Raw genomic sequence first — 13,351 nt, forward strand, 5'->3', positions numbered from 1 at the left:
CAGTTAACAGTTAACTGTTAACCGTTAACCGTTAACTGTAATTTATGCAGAAACTAAGAAAGTTTGCGTATACTCAGCAATCCCTTCTTTGAGCAACTTCTCAGCCTCATCGCTCAGTTGCTTTTCGCCCTGAACAATCTCACCGTAACGAGGCTTGCTAGTCCGTAAATAATCGCGCAAACCAGAGGCAAACTTATTCACCTTATCAACTGGAATTTCATCTAAATAACCATTAATCCCAGCATAGATAATAGCCACTTGCTCGTTCATTGGCAGAGGCGAATTTTGCGGTTGTTTCAGCAATTCCCGCAAACGTTGACCCCGCGCCAACTGATTTTGAGTAGCTTTATCCAAATCAGAAGCAAACTGAGAGAACGCAGCCAAATCATCGTACTGCGCTAACTCCAACTTCACTTTACCAGCAACTTTTTTCATTGCCTTAGTTTGAGCCGCTGAACCCACCCGCGATACCGAAATACCAGGGTTTACAGCCGGACGCAAACCGGAGTTAAATAAGTCAGAAGAAAGGAAGATTTGACCGTCAGTAATCGAAATTACATTTGTAGGAATGTAAGCAGAAACGTCACCGGCTTGGGTTTCAATAATTGGCAAAGCAGTCATACTACCTTCGCCTAAATCATTGCTCAGTTTTGCTGCTCTTTCTAACAAGCGAGAGTGTAAGTAGAATACATCCCCAGGATAAGCTTCGCGTCCTGGTGGGCGACGTAGCAGCAGCGACATTTGACGATAAGCTTGGGCCTGTTTGGAAAGGTCATCATAAATGATCAGGGTGTGCTTACCTTTGTACATGAAATATTCAGCTAAACTTGCACCAGTGTAAGGAGCCAAATATTGCAATGTTGCGGGGTCGCTAGCGTTAGCAGCTACGACGATTGTGTAGTCCATCGCGCCCTTTTCTTGCAGGGTATTGACGACGTTGGCTACAGTGGAAGCTTTTTGACCAATTGCGACGTAAACGCAAACTACATTTTCGCTTTTTTGGTTAATAATCGTATCAACTGCGATCGCAGTTTTGCCGGTTTGTCTGTCACCAATAATCAGTTCCCGTTGGCCGCGTCCCACTGGGATCATCGCATCAATAGCAGTAATTCCAGTCTGCATCGGCTCATAAACAGAGCGACGAGAAACAATACCAGGAGCCGGCGATTCAATCAAGCGAGTTTCACTACACTTGATTTCACCTTTGCCGTCAATCGGACGAGCCAAGGCATCTACTACCCGTCCCAGCATCGCTTCACCCACAGGGACTTGAGCAATTCTGCCAGTAGCAGTAACCGCCGAACCTTCTTGGATGCCGAGGCCTTGTCCCATTAACACTGCACCGACGTTATCTTCTTCTAAGTTAAGAGCCAAACCTACAGTGCCGTCGGCAAACTCTAACAATTCCCCAGACATGGCTTTATCTAAGCCATAAATCCGGGCAATACCGTCGCCTACTTGCAGCACAGTACCCACGTTAGAAACTTTAACATCTTGGTCGTACTGCTCAATTTGCTGCCGAATAATACTGCTGATTTCGTCAGGTCTGATTGCTGCCATTTTAATTTTTTAGTGGTTAGTTGTTAGTGGTTAACGGTTAACTGTTAATAGTTAACTGTTAAGGTAATTGGTAATTGGTAATTGGTAATTGGTAATTGATGACAGTCAACAGTTAACAGTTAACCGTTAACCGTTAACAGTTAACAATTAACTACCCTGCACTCAAACGAATTCCTAGACGGCGAAGTTGTCCGCGCAGGCTAGCATCAATTACTTGAGAGCCTACTTTGATGATGACACCGCCAATTAACTCGCTATCAAGTTTTGATTCAAGCTCAACTTGACTAGCGCCTGTCATCGCTTGAACTTTCTCCTTAACTGTCTGCTGTTGCGCTTCTGAAAGCGGCACAGCCGAAGTTACTTCCGCCAAAACAGTTTGATTTAATTCGCGGAGTTTTGCTAGATATTCTTTGCCAATTCCCTCTAGGAAATAAATCCTTCCCTTATCTACCAATAGTCTCAAAAAGTTTCGCACGAAGGGGCTAATTCCATCACCCGCTACCTGCTCTAATACTCTTTTTTTGACATCTGGCTTAACTAGAGGATTTCCTAAAACCTGGCGCAGTTCAGCGGAACTGTCCAAGAGGCTTAGCAAGGCACGCACATCTTGGCCAAATTCCTCAGTGAGATTGTTTGACTGAGCCACGGACATCAATGCTGATGCGTAAGGCTGTACGATTTCTGCGTTAACTGTACTCACTACCTGCCTCCCAATAAAGCAATGCTACGGTCGATTAGTTGGTTTTGAGCGCTGTCATCTAAGCTAGTTTTGAGTTGATTTTCAACTCTTTCTAAGGCCATAGATGCAACGACGGCTCTGAGTTGAGCGATCGCTCTTTCTCTCTCCGCCTCCAACTCTCTACCCGCGTCTGCTTTCATGCGTTCAACATCTTGCGCCGCTTGAGCGAGGATGGCTGCTTTCGCCGCCGTAGCATTTTCTTCAGCAACAGCTCGAATCCGCTCAGCTTCCGCTTGCGCTTGAGTCAATTTCTGCTGTTGTTCTGCTAAAGCTGCTGCGGCATCTTTTTGGCGTTTTTCGGCATCATTAATTGCCTCTTCGATGGCGGCACGCCGCTCGCTTAGGATTTTCCCTAAAAAGCCGCGCCCGAAGTAAACCACCACTCCAATCACAATGATCAGGTTAATCAGGTTGGTTCCTAAAATATCGAAATTTAGACCGAAACCACCTTCGTGACTAGCTTCTGCGGCTAGCAATAAAACAGTCCCCATGATATTCTTCCATAAATGCGCTGCTGATTGGGCAAGGCTATTTGGCCAACGCTGGGCCTAATAGCTTTTCTAAAATCTGGCGACTGAGAGCGTCTACTTCTTGCTCTAGCGATCGCATTGCCTCTTGCTTTTGCCGATCTATTTCTTTCGCCGCTTGTTCTCGCGAAACTTGAGCTTCTTTTTGCGCCCCAGCAACTTTTTCCGACGCAATTTTCTGAGCATCTGCTTGAGCGGCCACAATAATCGCTTGAGATTGTTTGCGGCTTTCACCTAGTTTTTGCTCGTACTCGTGAGCCATTTTCTCAGCTTTCGCCAAGCGTTCCTGCGCTCCCTTTTGAGTGTTGCGGATGTAATCATCTCGCTCGTCCAAAGTCTTAGTCAAGGGCTTATAGAAAACTGCATTCAGCACTACAGTCAAAACTAAGAATTGCAACGCCATCAACGGCAAAGTTGCATCAAAATCAAACACGAAATTTCCTCCTTTGTGCAGGGGCAGATTACTTTCCGCCCCTTATTACGCGCCGTTGATATTAGGCGAAGGGATTAGCAAATAGCAGCACCAGTGCAATCACCAGACCGTAAATGGTAAGGGATTCCATGAAAGCTAAACTCAAAAGGAGAGTACCGCGAATTTTGCCTTCTGCTTCTGGTTGACGGGCAATACCTTCTACAGCTTGACCAGAGGCATTACCTTGTCCAATACCAGGGCCAATCGCGCCTAAACCAATAGCTAAACCGGCAGCGATTACAGAAGCAGCAGCAACGATGGGGTTCATGATAGTTTTCCTTACCTAAAGTACAAAATGAACAACTGAAAGATTACAAATTGGTGCTATTTGAAATATGAGGAGTGAAGTTATTATTTATCCTTCATCTTTCACATTTCCTAAGAATGTTCCTCATGATGCTCTTCACCATGTCCTTCCATTGCCTCGTGGATATAGGCTCCTGCCAAGGTGGCAAATACCAAGGCTTGAATAGCACTGGTAAATAAACCTAAAAGCATCACGGGCAGAGGGACAAACAAGGGAACCAGCAGTACCAGCACTGCCACCACTAATTCATCCGCTAAAATGTTACCAAATAGACGGAAGCTCAGGGAAAGAGGCTTGGTAAAATCTTCCAAAATAGCGATCGGCAACAAAACTGGGGTAGGCTCGATGTACTTCTTGAAGTATCCTAAACCGCGCCTGCTGAACCCCGCATAAAAATATGCTAGAGAAGTCAACAAGGCAAGTGCCACAGTCGTATTGATATCGTTTGTTGGTGCCGCTAGTTCACCCTCTGGTAGCTTAATTAGTTTCCAGGGAACTAACGCGCCCGACCAATTGGATACAAAAATGAACAGAAATAAAGTGCCGATAAATGGCACCCAAGGACGGTACTCTTTTTCGCCGAGTTGATTCTTAGCCAAGTCTCGCACGAATTCAAAGGCGTACTCCATGAAATTTTGCATTCCACTCGGAACTCTCTGGATGTTGCGAGTTGCAGCAATGGAAGCTACTAGGAGAAGACCAATCACAATCCAGGAGGTGAGAAACACCTGTCCGTGAACTTTGAGATTGCCTATGTGCCAGTATAAATGCTTGCCAACTTCCAACTCAGCGAGGGGAAGAGCATTCCAGGCGTTTAAAACATTTAGCATTTCCATTCAAGAGAAATTCACTCAAGTGGATGTTTGGCAGGTTGCCTGACCTATTTATGGTCAGGAATGAAAACGGATTGCAGCATATAGAAGACGATCGCAGCTTTATAAGTCAGAAATCCCAAGAAAATGGGCAAAATCTGTAGCTGATTCCATTGAGTTGCTAGTATAATCAACCCCATGAACAGAACCAGCCTTGTCTTACTCAGGCGTTGGTTCTCCCTGCCAAGCCGCTCAACGTTTTTAGCCAACATTCTCAAGTAAACCACACCTGTGCACGCCCCAATCAAGTAATTTAGAGCAATGTTGAGGTTATAAAAAATCCACACTGAGATAAAAATTATCCCCGTCAAGGCAAGGCTGTACAGCAACAGATCCTGTTGGAGTTGATAGAAGTCTTGCATGGGATCTTTGGCTGGCTCTGATGAGGCAGAACCAGTTTCAGGAATATCCCCTGTTGCAGGTATGGGTTCCGTTGGTGTGTTTGGCGAGTTCACGCTTGAGGGGTGAAACTAATGCAGGTAAATGGCTTGGCTCTGCAAGTCCATTGAGCATCATATCATGGTGCTGCAACATTACTTAAAAAAGAATTAATTAATGCGATCGCGGAGAGGGGGTGAGGGTCAGGAGGCGGTAGACACTGGAAAATCGCTCAAAGCTAGTAGTCTGTGCGCTCACGATATCCTCTGCTTGGCGATCGCCCTTTAACAAACAATCTAGAATTTGTCTAAAGTTCCGGTAATGTGACCCTACCTATCTGAGTTCTGGCGATCGCCTACCCAATCCCTAGTTCAGACGATTGGACTCCATCGAACTCATGCTATTCAGCATCTTGAATCTCTAAACCTAATTTCAGAAATAGGTAGCAAGAGAGTATTTTCAATTTCTTGACGAACTTCAGGAGAGACAACACAATTAGTCTTAAACAAACTATTGGCTAACAGTTCTGTTGCATTGTAATACTTCTTAAGTAATTCCCTTTGCTTCTGTGTAAACTGACCTTGCCAATCGTGGCCAATCCCTCGATATTCAATCATTATTTGTCTTAATTTTTCAGCTAAATTTTTGCGTTTTTGCGAATTTAACCAAGCCGGATTGGTTTCATCTAAATTTTCAGGGAATTGAGTCTGAAGTTGTTCTAATGCTTGTTTTAAGGCTTGATTTCCTTGGCGAGGATCGCCAGCTTTTTCAATAGCAATACTGAGCCTCGCTTTGACATCTTTCCTGCGTTCGGCAGATTGCCATAAATGAAAGAGATCGCGTACTGGAGTATAATCCATTGCTGGTGGTATATCCACTTCAAAAAGAGGCTCAATAACACGATCTAGACTAATATTAACCCCCTGACCGAAATCTTGGTGAAGGTTTTGTTCATACAACAATGTACCCAGTATACTGCTTAATGCACTATCAATAGATAAATCATAGTCAAGCGATTTATCTATTGCACAAATATAACCGCCATAATTCTCAATTATCCCATCTAAGTAGAAAGCACGAATACCCGCAGGCTTGTACTTAGTCTTGACAGAGCAAGACTTTTGATAGAGACAGTTAAACATCTCTTGTAATATATTTTCAGGCTCAACTAAAAAATCAACTTTTTGTTTCATTATTTGCAACAGACAACTGGCATCAGTTAGTAGATCTACAACCAACAAGAAAACTTCTCGCCATTGACGTTTTGTTAGATGATTTGCTAACTCATTTAGAACCGGATCGTCTATAGATTTATAATTGCAGTTAGTAACGATCGCTTGGGCAGTCAAATACTCATGGAAAGTTAAGTGAGAAAATGACCAAAAGCTTTGAGCTCGCTCAACCAGCAGCCCATATTCTGCAATGGACTTTAGCACCTTGTTACTCTCTACTCTCAAAGCCTCTAGATCGCTTTTAGCTTCGGGCAAATTACGGATAAAATCACTAATCCATGATTCCAGGTTTCTCTCCCGAAAAAAACGTTCATCTTTTTCAAATGTCTCTTTGGCAATTTCTGCCAATAACTCTTGAATTCGACGATAATTTAAACCACTATAAACTCGTTCTCTCTGAAGATTGTGCTGCTTACTATTCCACTTAAATAATAATAACTCAATTCCTTGTTTGTAGAGATCAGCACGACTCTCCATAAATTGACCAGAATCTTCAAATACTAGACAAAGTAGGGTCAACAACAGGGGAGAAGTAGCTAATTGTTGCATTCTAGGATTAGCTTGGAGATGTGTGATAAAGTCTGTGGCTGACTTGCGAGTTTCGTGGGAGTTAAACCACTTACTGGCAAAATCTTGAATTTGGGGTAACTTAAAATCAGCTACCTCCACCTCAGTAAAAGATGGAAAACTGTATTCCCGTGCAGCAATACGACAAGTCAGAACAAAATAGTTGTCGATAAATTTCTCCGTAAACTGTTGGACACATCGAACAACTCGCTGACTATCTACCTCTTTCACCTCATCTAGCCCATCCAACAATACCAATACCCGTCCCTTTTTTAATAACTGTTGTGCCGTCTCTGGAGGAATGTCTTGGGATTGCCAATGCTGAATAATATAGTCTTCCAAAGAAGGTTGATTAGGTGCGGCTGCAAAGTCTGAAAGACGCACAAAAACTGATACATAATCCGGCAAAAATTGCCGATGAAGATTGAGAATGGCAACGCGACACAAAAACGTTGTTTTCCCAGAACCAGGTTTGCCCAAAACCACCAACCAAGAAAACCTTTCCAGTGCTTCCAAACCCAAAAGCCCTGCTTCTTGAATTCGCCCAAATCCAAACCGTTCAAAGTCTTGCTGGTGAGCTTGTTCGATTAATTCTTCCTGCGTTAGTCGCAAATTCCGAGTCAATCTCTCTAAAACATTGACTTCGACAAATACATCATCTAAGCGGATTGGGTAACTCATGTCCAAGCACTTGATTGTGCCGTGATGAAGGTTCAAATACTTGCCGTACTTCTCCCGTACCTCTTGTATGAGCGGGTCATCGCCACAGTCCACCACATTTCGCCAGTTAATACCTACGGCGCTACACGCTTGACTTAAAATATTCTCACCTACGTCTTTTGGGCCGTTTACTTTTCCTAAAATACGTTTAATAGTAGCAAGAGAGCAGTAACTTTCCTGTGCCCATCTCTCTTGAGTCCATCCCTTACCTTTATAGGCTTTTTCGAGTAATTCCCGTCCTATTTTAGATGTAACTGGCATAAGCTGACCTCTCCTGATTAAAAAGTTTGACCTTGCCAGAATGATAGCACGGCTTAAATTACTAAATCCATCAATCATCCACAAAGAACCACTATTGAGCTGAAACTGAACTTATTTTTGATCTTTGATCCAAAATGAACTAATTTGATCTATTTTTTCGTAAAAAGCTGAACTATACAAAGCCAAATAACTAAGTTATTGTGAATTCATGGATAACTTGAAAAAGTTAATCCGTCATAAATATCTATTCTGATCGAGGAGAAAACCATGACAACCAATTCTCGTGAATACACCAACATCTACGGAGATAAAGTCCGCGAGTACAAACAAAATGGTCAAATTGTAGGTCGGGGAACTGGAAAAACCTATGATTCTGCAAAGGCTGCGGCTGATGCTGATGTTCAGATACGCAAAAATAAGAAATAGAACTCTAGTCACTTTACTGAAGGGGTTTTAGTGATTTGGTTGGGGCAACAATTTCCAAAAGTTGCCCTTTCCATTTTTTCTTTAGGCATTTTATTTTACATCTTGAGAATTGTTTTTTAACCTTATCAAGAATCGTCATGTCAAAAAATCAAACGTAAGAGGTCACTATGTCTCAAGTTCTATGGGTCGCGATAATTACCCAAATTATATTTCTATTCGGCGAGATTCCTTTCGCGGGCTATCTGAAAAGTATTGGATTTAGCACAGCTAGTTTATCCCATTTTTCTTTCTGGCTTTTTACTGTAACTCGATTTATAGGTATTAGCGGTCAAATCTACCTTTGGAGTTCCACCGAAATTGGTCGAGTTGCAGCTATTATGGGCAGTCTTGGTATAATTCTCAATAATCTATTTGGTGTGTATTTGCTACACCAGAAAGCTCTATCAATGCCCGGTTATATGGGCATTGTATTGGCAGTAATCAGCATTATTCTCCTGACAAAGTAAACGACTAAAAAGAAGTCCGCCGACGCGGACTAAAGAGAATAACGTAATTTTAACCCCATCCTAGAATGTTTTTAACACTCTACTACCCCGGAATCAGCCAAATCAACTGTTTTGATACAAGCGATCGCACTCCCTCCACTTCTAAATCCACATCCGCCAAAATTTCCCCTACGCTTCGGCTTCCCTCGCAAGCTTGCAAAAACTCAAATTCTACTGTTGACAAATCAACCATTTCATAGTTATAGTCCAAAACTTTCTCACTCGGCCAGCCGAACATACAGGCACTACGTTCAGGAATCGCCCCTAGTAAAATGCGATCGTCTGACCAATCAGCCTTTGGTAAGGGCGATCGCCCCAAGAAAAACTCGTAATGGCTTAGTTCCGGGTCTAAGAGCTCAATTAGCCGATAACGATCGCGTTCTGTCAAATCTTGCGCCCTTTCCAGCAACCCTGATTCTTTCCCTAACAGCCTTTCTAACTGCCAGTACCCCGGATTCGAGAAACCCAGAAACTCTAAGCCAGACGCATCAATTAATTCAAACAGCGTCTCAATGTTGTAGTCAATTTCCTGCGGGTGGACGTACATATCCGCAAAGCACTCGTCCCGCTGATTTTCCATCGCCCAACGTTGCTTTTCATACTTGACAAGACGGTTATTTTCTGGTAAAGATGCAAACAATTGACGACCGACTTTAACACCATCGCGGTAATCTCCACGTCGATCGCCTTGAAGCAGAGCGATCGCCTTTTGCATCAATTGAATTTCCCAGCGACCCAACTCCGAATACACAAAAATGTGCATTAGGCCACCATTTCTTAACTTAGGGGCCAAAGCTTGAATGCCCCGGATCGGATCGGGTAAATGGTGGAGCACTCCCACGCAATTAATCAAATCAAACTCGCCCTCTAACTGTCCAGCATCGTAGAGGCTAAGGTGATGAAACGCTACCCGTTCCGCACCAGAGCGGCGACAGCGCTCTTTCGCCACCTCCAAAGTACCGCTGCTGAGGTCAATTCCCACCACAGACGCTTCCGGGTTGAGATGAACTAAATATTCTGTACTGACCCCACTGCCACATCCAGCATCTAAAATACGAATATCTTGTTTGTCAGGTTTCTGACCCGTGCAAAAGCTATAGGCAGCAGGCCAAAACCAACGCCAATTGTACCCAGGTGGCGGTTCGTCCAATAAAGGCTCTGGTGGGAAGGGGTAAGTATCGTAAAGCCGCCCAACGGCAGCACTAACATCTGGTGTTGTTTCCATAAAGCATTAGAGAATGTGGAGTGGGGGAGCGGGGGAGCAGGGGAGCGGGGGAGAAGCCCCAGTTAACAGTTAACCGTTAACAGTTAACCGTTAACCGTTAATAAAACTTATCATTATTTCTCAGATATGCCCTGTTAAATCTATAAAATAAGTGTCGGCAGGCTTTTTAAGAAATTAGGGAGATGATCCCGAAACATTTTAATCTGAGAAATAAGTGATTAGGCTAAAACCTCAAGCAAGGGGACAGAAAAAAGTAAAAGGCAAAAATACCTACTTTGACCTTCAACCTTCTTGAACCAGAAAATTAGTCTGGGCAAAAACTGTAACCACTCTCTAATGGAGCGAACAAGATCAAATGACTGTTAAGGCAAGCGGTGGAAGCTCAGTTGCGCGTCCGCAACTATATCAAACTGTACCAGTCGCAACGATTTCGCAAGCAGAACAGCAAGACCGATTTCTAGGACTGGGAGAACTGAAGGAACTACAAAGCTATTTTAGTTCTGGTGCAAAGCGCATAGCGATCTCCGAAGCGCTGACGAAAAACTCCGAATTGATAGTGTCTCGTGCGGCAAACCGGATTTTTGTGGGGGGTTCCCCCTTGGCATTCTTAGAGAAGCCAGCAGAACAAGTAAAAGAGCTTGCAGGAGTCGGTGCAGGCAAAAGTGTCGGCGACGGCATGAAGTTGGGAAATGTCACCTATGTTGAAAGCGGTGGTGGCAACGGATTGTTTGGGGGCTTGGGTTCGCTATTTTCCGGTGGTAGCGGCCCAATTCCATCAGGATTCCAGCCGATCAATGTATCTCGCTACGGCCCTGGCAACATGACGAAATCCCTACGGGATTTATCATGGTTCTTGCGTTACATCACTTACGCGATCGTTGCTGGCGACCCCAATATCATCGCGGTCAACGTGCGGGGATTGCGGGAAATCATCGAAAACGCCTGTTCAACGGCGGCGACGATTGTGGCAATGCAAGAAATGAAGGCAGCAGCCTTGGGGTATTTCACTAAGGATCAAGAAGCGATCGCGATCGTCGGGCAATACTTCGACGTAGCCATCACCGAATTCAAAGCCCCCACACCTTCCGACAAAATCCGCCAACGGGAAAGCAACGACCAGCAAGGTCTACAACTGCCCCAAATTTACTTCATTGCAGCCGAGCGCAGGCAGAAATTTGTAATGAAGACTGGTCTTTCGAGTTCAGAAAAGCAAGAAATAGTCAGAGCCGCTTACCGCCAGGTGTTCGAGCGCGACATCACCCGTGCTTACAGTCAAAGCGTTTCCGACCTCGAATCCAAAGTCAAAAACGGCGAAATCTCGATGAAAGAGTTTATTCGCCGCATCGGTAATTCTCCCCTGTACCGCAAGCAATTCTACGATCGCTTCGTCAATTCCCGCGCCGTAGAACTGGCAGCCCGCCACTTCCTCGGTCGGGGTCTGAGTTCCCGCGAAGAATTCAGCAAATACTTCGCGATCGTTTCTAAAGGTGGTTTGCGAGCTCTAGTAGACGCAATGGTAGACTCCCAAGAATACTCCGACTACTTCGGCGAAGAAACCGTCCCTTACCTCAGAGGTCTAGGTCAAGAAGCGCAGGAATGTCGCAACTGGGGGCCGCAGATTGACCTGTTCAACTACAGCGCACCATTCCGCAAAGTTCCGCAATTCATCACCCTGTTTGCGGACTACAACCAACCCCTGCGCGACCAGCACGTTTACGGTGTGGGTAATGACCCGCTAGAAATTCAGTTCGGCGCGATTTTCCCCAAAGAAACTCGCAACCCCAAAAATCGACCCGCTCCTTTTGGTAAGGACACCCGCCGCATCTTAATTCGTCAAGGCCCAGGCATTGACAACCAATTAAGCAACCCCGCAGCACGGGGCAAAGCTCCCGGAACTCTGGGGCCCAAGGTGTTCAAACTCGACCAAATTCCAGGGGGCTACATTGCTCCTAAGAAAGGTTTCCGCACGAGCACTGCTACGGCAAACCCAGGGGGAACCAGCGTTTCCTTTACGGAAAGTTCAACTCAAGCAGTGATTCGGGCAGCTTATTTGCAAGTGTTCGGTCGCGATGTGTTCGATGGCCAACGCCAAAAAGTGGCTGAAATCAAGCTGGAAAACGGCGACATCACCATGCGGGAGTTTATTCGGATGTTGGCTAAGTCCGATGTCTTCCGTAAAATGTACTGGACTTCGCTTTATGTTTGTAAAGCGATCGAGTATATTCACCGTAGACTTTTGGGCCGTCCTACCTACGGTCGCTCCGAGATGAATGCTTACTTTGACATCTGTTCCAAGAAGGGTTTTTATGCTCTGGTTGATGCAATTATCGACAGCTTGGAGTATAACGAAGCCTTCGGGGAAGATACAGTACCTTATGAGCGTTATCTGACTCCCGCCGGTTTGTCTCAACGGACGATGAGAGTTGGTTCGATTGCAGATAAGAATCTGAAAGTCGAGGTTGAAGAAACCCCGCGCTTTGTGGAACTTGGTACTGTGTCGATGGCACGAGGCGATATCGAACTTCAGTCTCGGATTTCCCAAGGGGTGAACAAGCGGCGCGAGCAAACTAAGGTATTCAAGCTGACGACTGTTACTGACAAAGTGGCTTTGAATACTTTAATTCAAGCTGCTTACCGTCAGATTTTCGAGCGCGATTTGAATCCCTACATTGTGAAGAATGAATTCACAGCGCTGGAAAGCAAGCTTGGTAACAATGAAATCAACCTTAAGGAGTTTATTGAGGCTTTAGGTTGCTCGAATCTGTATATCAAGCAGTTTTACGCGCCTTATCCCAATACTAAGGTGATTGAGTTGGGTACGAAGCATTTCTTAGGTCGTGCTCCTCGCAATCAGGCAGAAATTCGAGTTTACAACCAAATCCTTGCTAGCCAAGGCATTAAGGGTTTTATCGGCGCAATGGTGAACAGCGTGGAATATGCAGAAGTGTTTGGGGAGGATACGGTTCCTTATCGCCGCTTTCCGACGTTACCTGCTGCTAACTTCCCGAATACGGAACGGTTGTATAACCAGTTGACTAAGCAGAATGATGATTTAGTGGTGCCCAGTTTTGAACCTGTGGCTTTGATTGACAGAAGCTGAGGCGATTTAAGGTTTTAGATAGGATTCAATTTAGAATCTTAAATTGGGTGAGGGCAGGTAATTTTACCTGCCCTTTTTTATTATTTTTTAAACATATTTAATGTCAAGCAGTACATGAGTCGGATCGACCCCGATCCTTTTTAATTTCGGCTATCCGCACTCAAATCAGCCGCCCGATCCGAGAACATTGCCGCTACTCCTCCGTCATCTATCTTAAGGAAGGCGCGATCGGCTTCTACTTCGGCTTCTACTTTTAAACCGCTTAGTGATGCCAGTGTTACCTTAAGAGTAATATCAAAGTCCTCTCAATTAAACATTGAACATGGTAAGGGGTAACAACTGTTGACAAAAATCTACCTAAATCCGCTCAAATCTACCTAAAAACTGCTCTATGATGACTAAATGAGGAGAAATACCCAA

General features: G+C 44.6%; 12 protein-coding genes. 3 read left to right on the forward strand and 9 right to left on the reverse strand.

Annotated elements, in window-relative coordinates; all coding sequences use genetic code 11:
• Positions 1–42: 42 nt before the first annotated feature.
• The 8 genes from atpA to OSCIL6407_RS0103740 form a co-directional block, all read right to left on the reverse strand.
• Positions 43–1,560 (reverse strand): F0F1 ATP synthase subunit alpha, encoded by a 1,518-nt coding sequence (atpA, locus tag OSCIL6407_RS0103700; protein ID WP_007356822.1) that lies wholly within the window; start codon positions 1,558–1,560, stop codon positions 43–45.
• A 151-nt stretch (positions 1,561–1,711) separates the two neighbouring features.
• A complete protein-coding gene (gene atpH, locus OSCIL6407_RS0103705) occupies positions 1,712–2,260 on the reverse strand; it encodes an ATP synthase F1 subunit delta (RefSeq protein ID WP_007356823.1) in 549 nt (182 codons plus the stop codon).
• Positions 2,260–2,790 carry a F0F1 ATP synthase subunit B gene (locus tag OSCIL6407_RS0103710; RefSeq protein WP_007356824.1) on the reverse strand — a complete coding sequence of 177 codons (531 nt, stop codon included), beginning with the start codon at positions 2,788–2,790 and terminating at the stop codon, positions 2,260–2,262. The genes atpH and OSCIL6407_RS0103710 overlap by 1 nt, the downstream gene beginning before the upstream one ends.
• Before the next feature lie 37 nt (positions 2,791–2,827).
• Complete coding sequence (locus OSCIL6407_RS0103715) at positions 2,828–3,259, reverse strand: F0F1 ATP synthase subunit B' (RefSeq protein ID WP_007356825.1); 432 nt, start codon at positions 3,257–3,259, stop codon at positions 2,828–2,830.
• Positions 3,260–3,320: 61 nt separating this feature from the next.
• Entirely contained in the window at positions 3,321–3,566 is a 246-nt protein-coding gene (gene atpE / locus OSCIL6407_RS0103720) for an ATP synthase F0 subunit C (RefSeq protein WP_007356826.1), read from the reverse strand.
• A 110-nt stretch (positions 3,567–3,676) separates the two neighbouring features.
• Positions 3,677–4,441, reverse strand: coding sequence for a F0F1 ATP synthase subunit A (gene atpB / locus OSCIL6407_RS0103725; RefSeq protein WP_007356827.1), 765 nt, complete (start codon positions 4,439–4,441; stop codon positions 3,677–3,679).
• Between the two features lie 44 nt (positions 4,442–4,485).
• Positions 4,486–4,932: an ATP synthase subunit I gene (locus OSCIL6407_RS0103730; protein ID WP_007356828.1), complete on the reverse strand. Its 447-nt coding sequence runs from the start codon at positions 4,930–4,932 to the stop codon at positions 4,486–4,488.
• Positions 4,933–5,259: 327 nt separating this feature from the next.
• Positions 5,260–7,635 carry an NACHT domain-containing protein gene (locus OSCIL6407_RS0103740; RefSeq protein ID WP_007356829.1) on the reverse strand — a complete coding sequence of 792 codons (2,376 nt, stop codon included), beginning with the start codon at positions 7,633–7,635 and terminating at the stop codon, positions 5,260–5,262.
• A gap of 267 nt (positions 7,636–7,902) precedes the next feature.
• On the opposite strand from OSCIL6407_RS0103740, the gene OSCIL6407_RS36130 reads away from it, so the two are divergent.
• The gene (locus OSCIL6407_RS36130; RefSeq protein WP_007356830.1) at positions 7,903–8,061 is read left to right on the forward strand and encodes a hypothetical protein; all 159 of its coding nucleotides are present in this window, start codon (positions 7,903–7,905) and stop codon (positions 8,059–8,061) included.
• A 167-nt stretch (positions 8,062–8,228) separates the two neighbouring features.
• Positions 8,229–8,567 (forward strand): hypothetical protein, encoded by a 339-nt coding sequence (locus OSCIL6407_RS0103750; RefSeq protein ID WP_007356831.1) that lies wholly within the window; start codon positions 8,229–8,231, stop codon positions 8,565–8,567.
• An 82-nt stretch (positions 8,568–8,649) separates the two neighbouring features.
• Here the strand turns inward: OSCIL6407_RS0103750 and OSCIL6407_RS0103755 are convergent, their stop codons facing one another.
• A complete protein-coding gene (locus tag OSCIL6407_RS0103755; RefSeq protein ID WP_007356832.1) occupies positions 8,650–9,831 on the reverse strand; it encodes a class I SAM-dependent methyltransferase in 1,182 nt (393 codons plus the stop codon).
• 355 nt (positions 9,832–10,186) lie between these two features.
• On the opposite strand from OSCIL6407_RS0103755, the gene OSCIL6407_RS0103760 reads away from it, so the two are divergent.
• Complete coding sequence (locus tag OSCIL6407_RS0103760) at positions 10,187–12,931, forward strand: phycobilisome rod-core linker polypeptide (RefSeq protein ID WP_007356833.1); 2,745 nt, start codon at positions 10,187–10,189, stop codon at positions 12,929–12,931.
• The last annotated feature ends 420 nt before the right edge of the window (positions 12,932–13,351 follow it).

Source organism: Kamptonema formosum PCC 6407, assembly GCF_000332155.1.
GTDB classification, from domain to species: domain Bacteria; phylum Cyanobacteriota; class Cyanobacteriia; order Cyanobacteriales; family Microcoleaceae; genus Kamptonema; species Kamptonema formosum.

Bases quoted from the DNA above. Each gene is read 5' to 3' on its own strand.
- OSCIL6407_RS0103710 (WP_007356824.1), bottom strand. From the start codon at position 2,790: ATGGGGACTGTTTTATTGCTAGCCGCAGAAGCTAGTCACGAAGGTGGT.
- atpE (WP_007356826.1), bottom strand. From the start codon at position 3,566: ATGAACCCCATCGTTGCTGCTGCTTCTGTAATCGCTGCCGGTTTAGCT.
- OSCIL6407_RS0103760 (WP_007356833.1), top strand. From the start codon at position 10,187: ATGACTGTTAAGGCAAGCGGTGGAAGCTCAGTTGCGCGTCCGCAACTA.
- OSCIL6407_RS0103755 (WP_007356832.1), bottom strand. From the start codon at position 9,831: ATGGAAACAACACCAGATGTTAGTGCTGCCGTTGGGCGGCTTTACGAT.
- atpA (WP_007356822.1), bottom strand. From the start codon at position 1,560: ATGGCAGCAATCAGACCTGACGAAATCAGCAGTATTATTCGGCAGCAA.
- OSCIL6407_RS0103750 (WP_007356831.1), top strand. From the start codon at position 8,229: ATGTCTCAAGTTCTATGGGTCGCGATAATTACCCAAATTATATTTCTA.
- atpB (WP_007356827.1), bottom strand. From the start codon at position 4,441: ATGGAAATGCTAAATGTTTTAAACGCCTGGAATGCTCTTCCCCTCGCT.
- OSCIL6407_RS0103740 (WP_007356829.1), bottom strand. From the start codon at position 7,635: ATGCCAGTTACATCTAAAATAGGACGGGAATTACTCGAAAAAGCCTAT.
- OSCIL6407_RS36130 (WP_007356830.1), top strand. From the start codon at position 7,903: ATGACAACCAATTCTCGTGAATACACCAACATCTACGGAGATAAAGTC.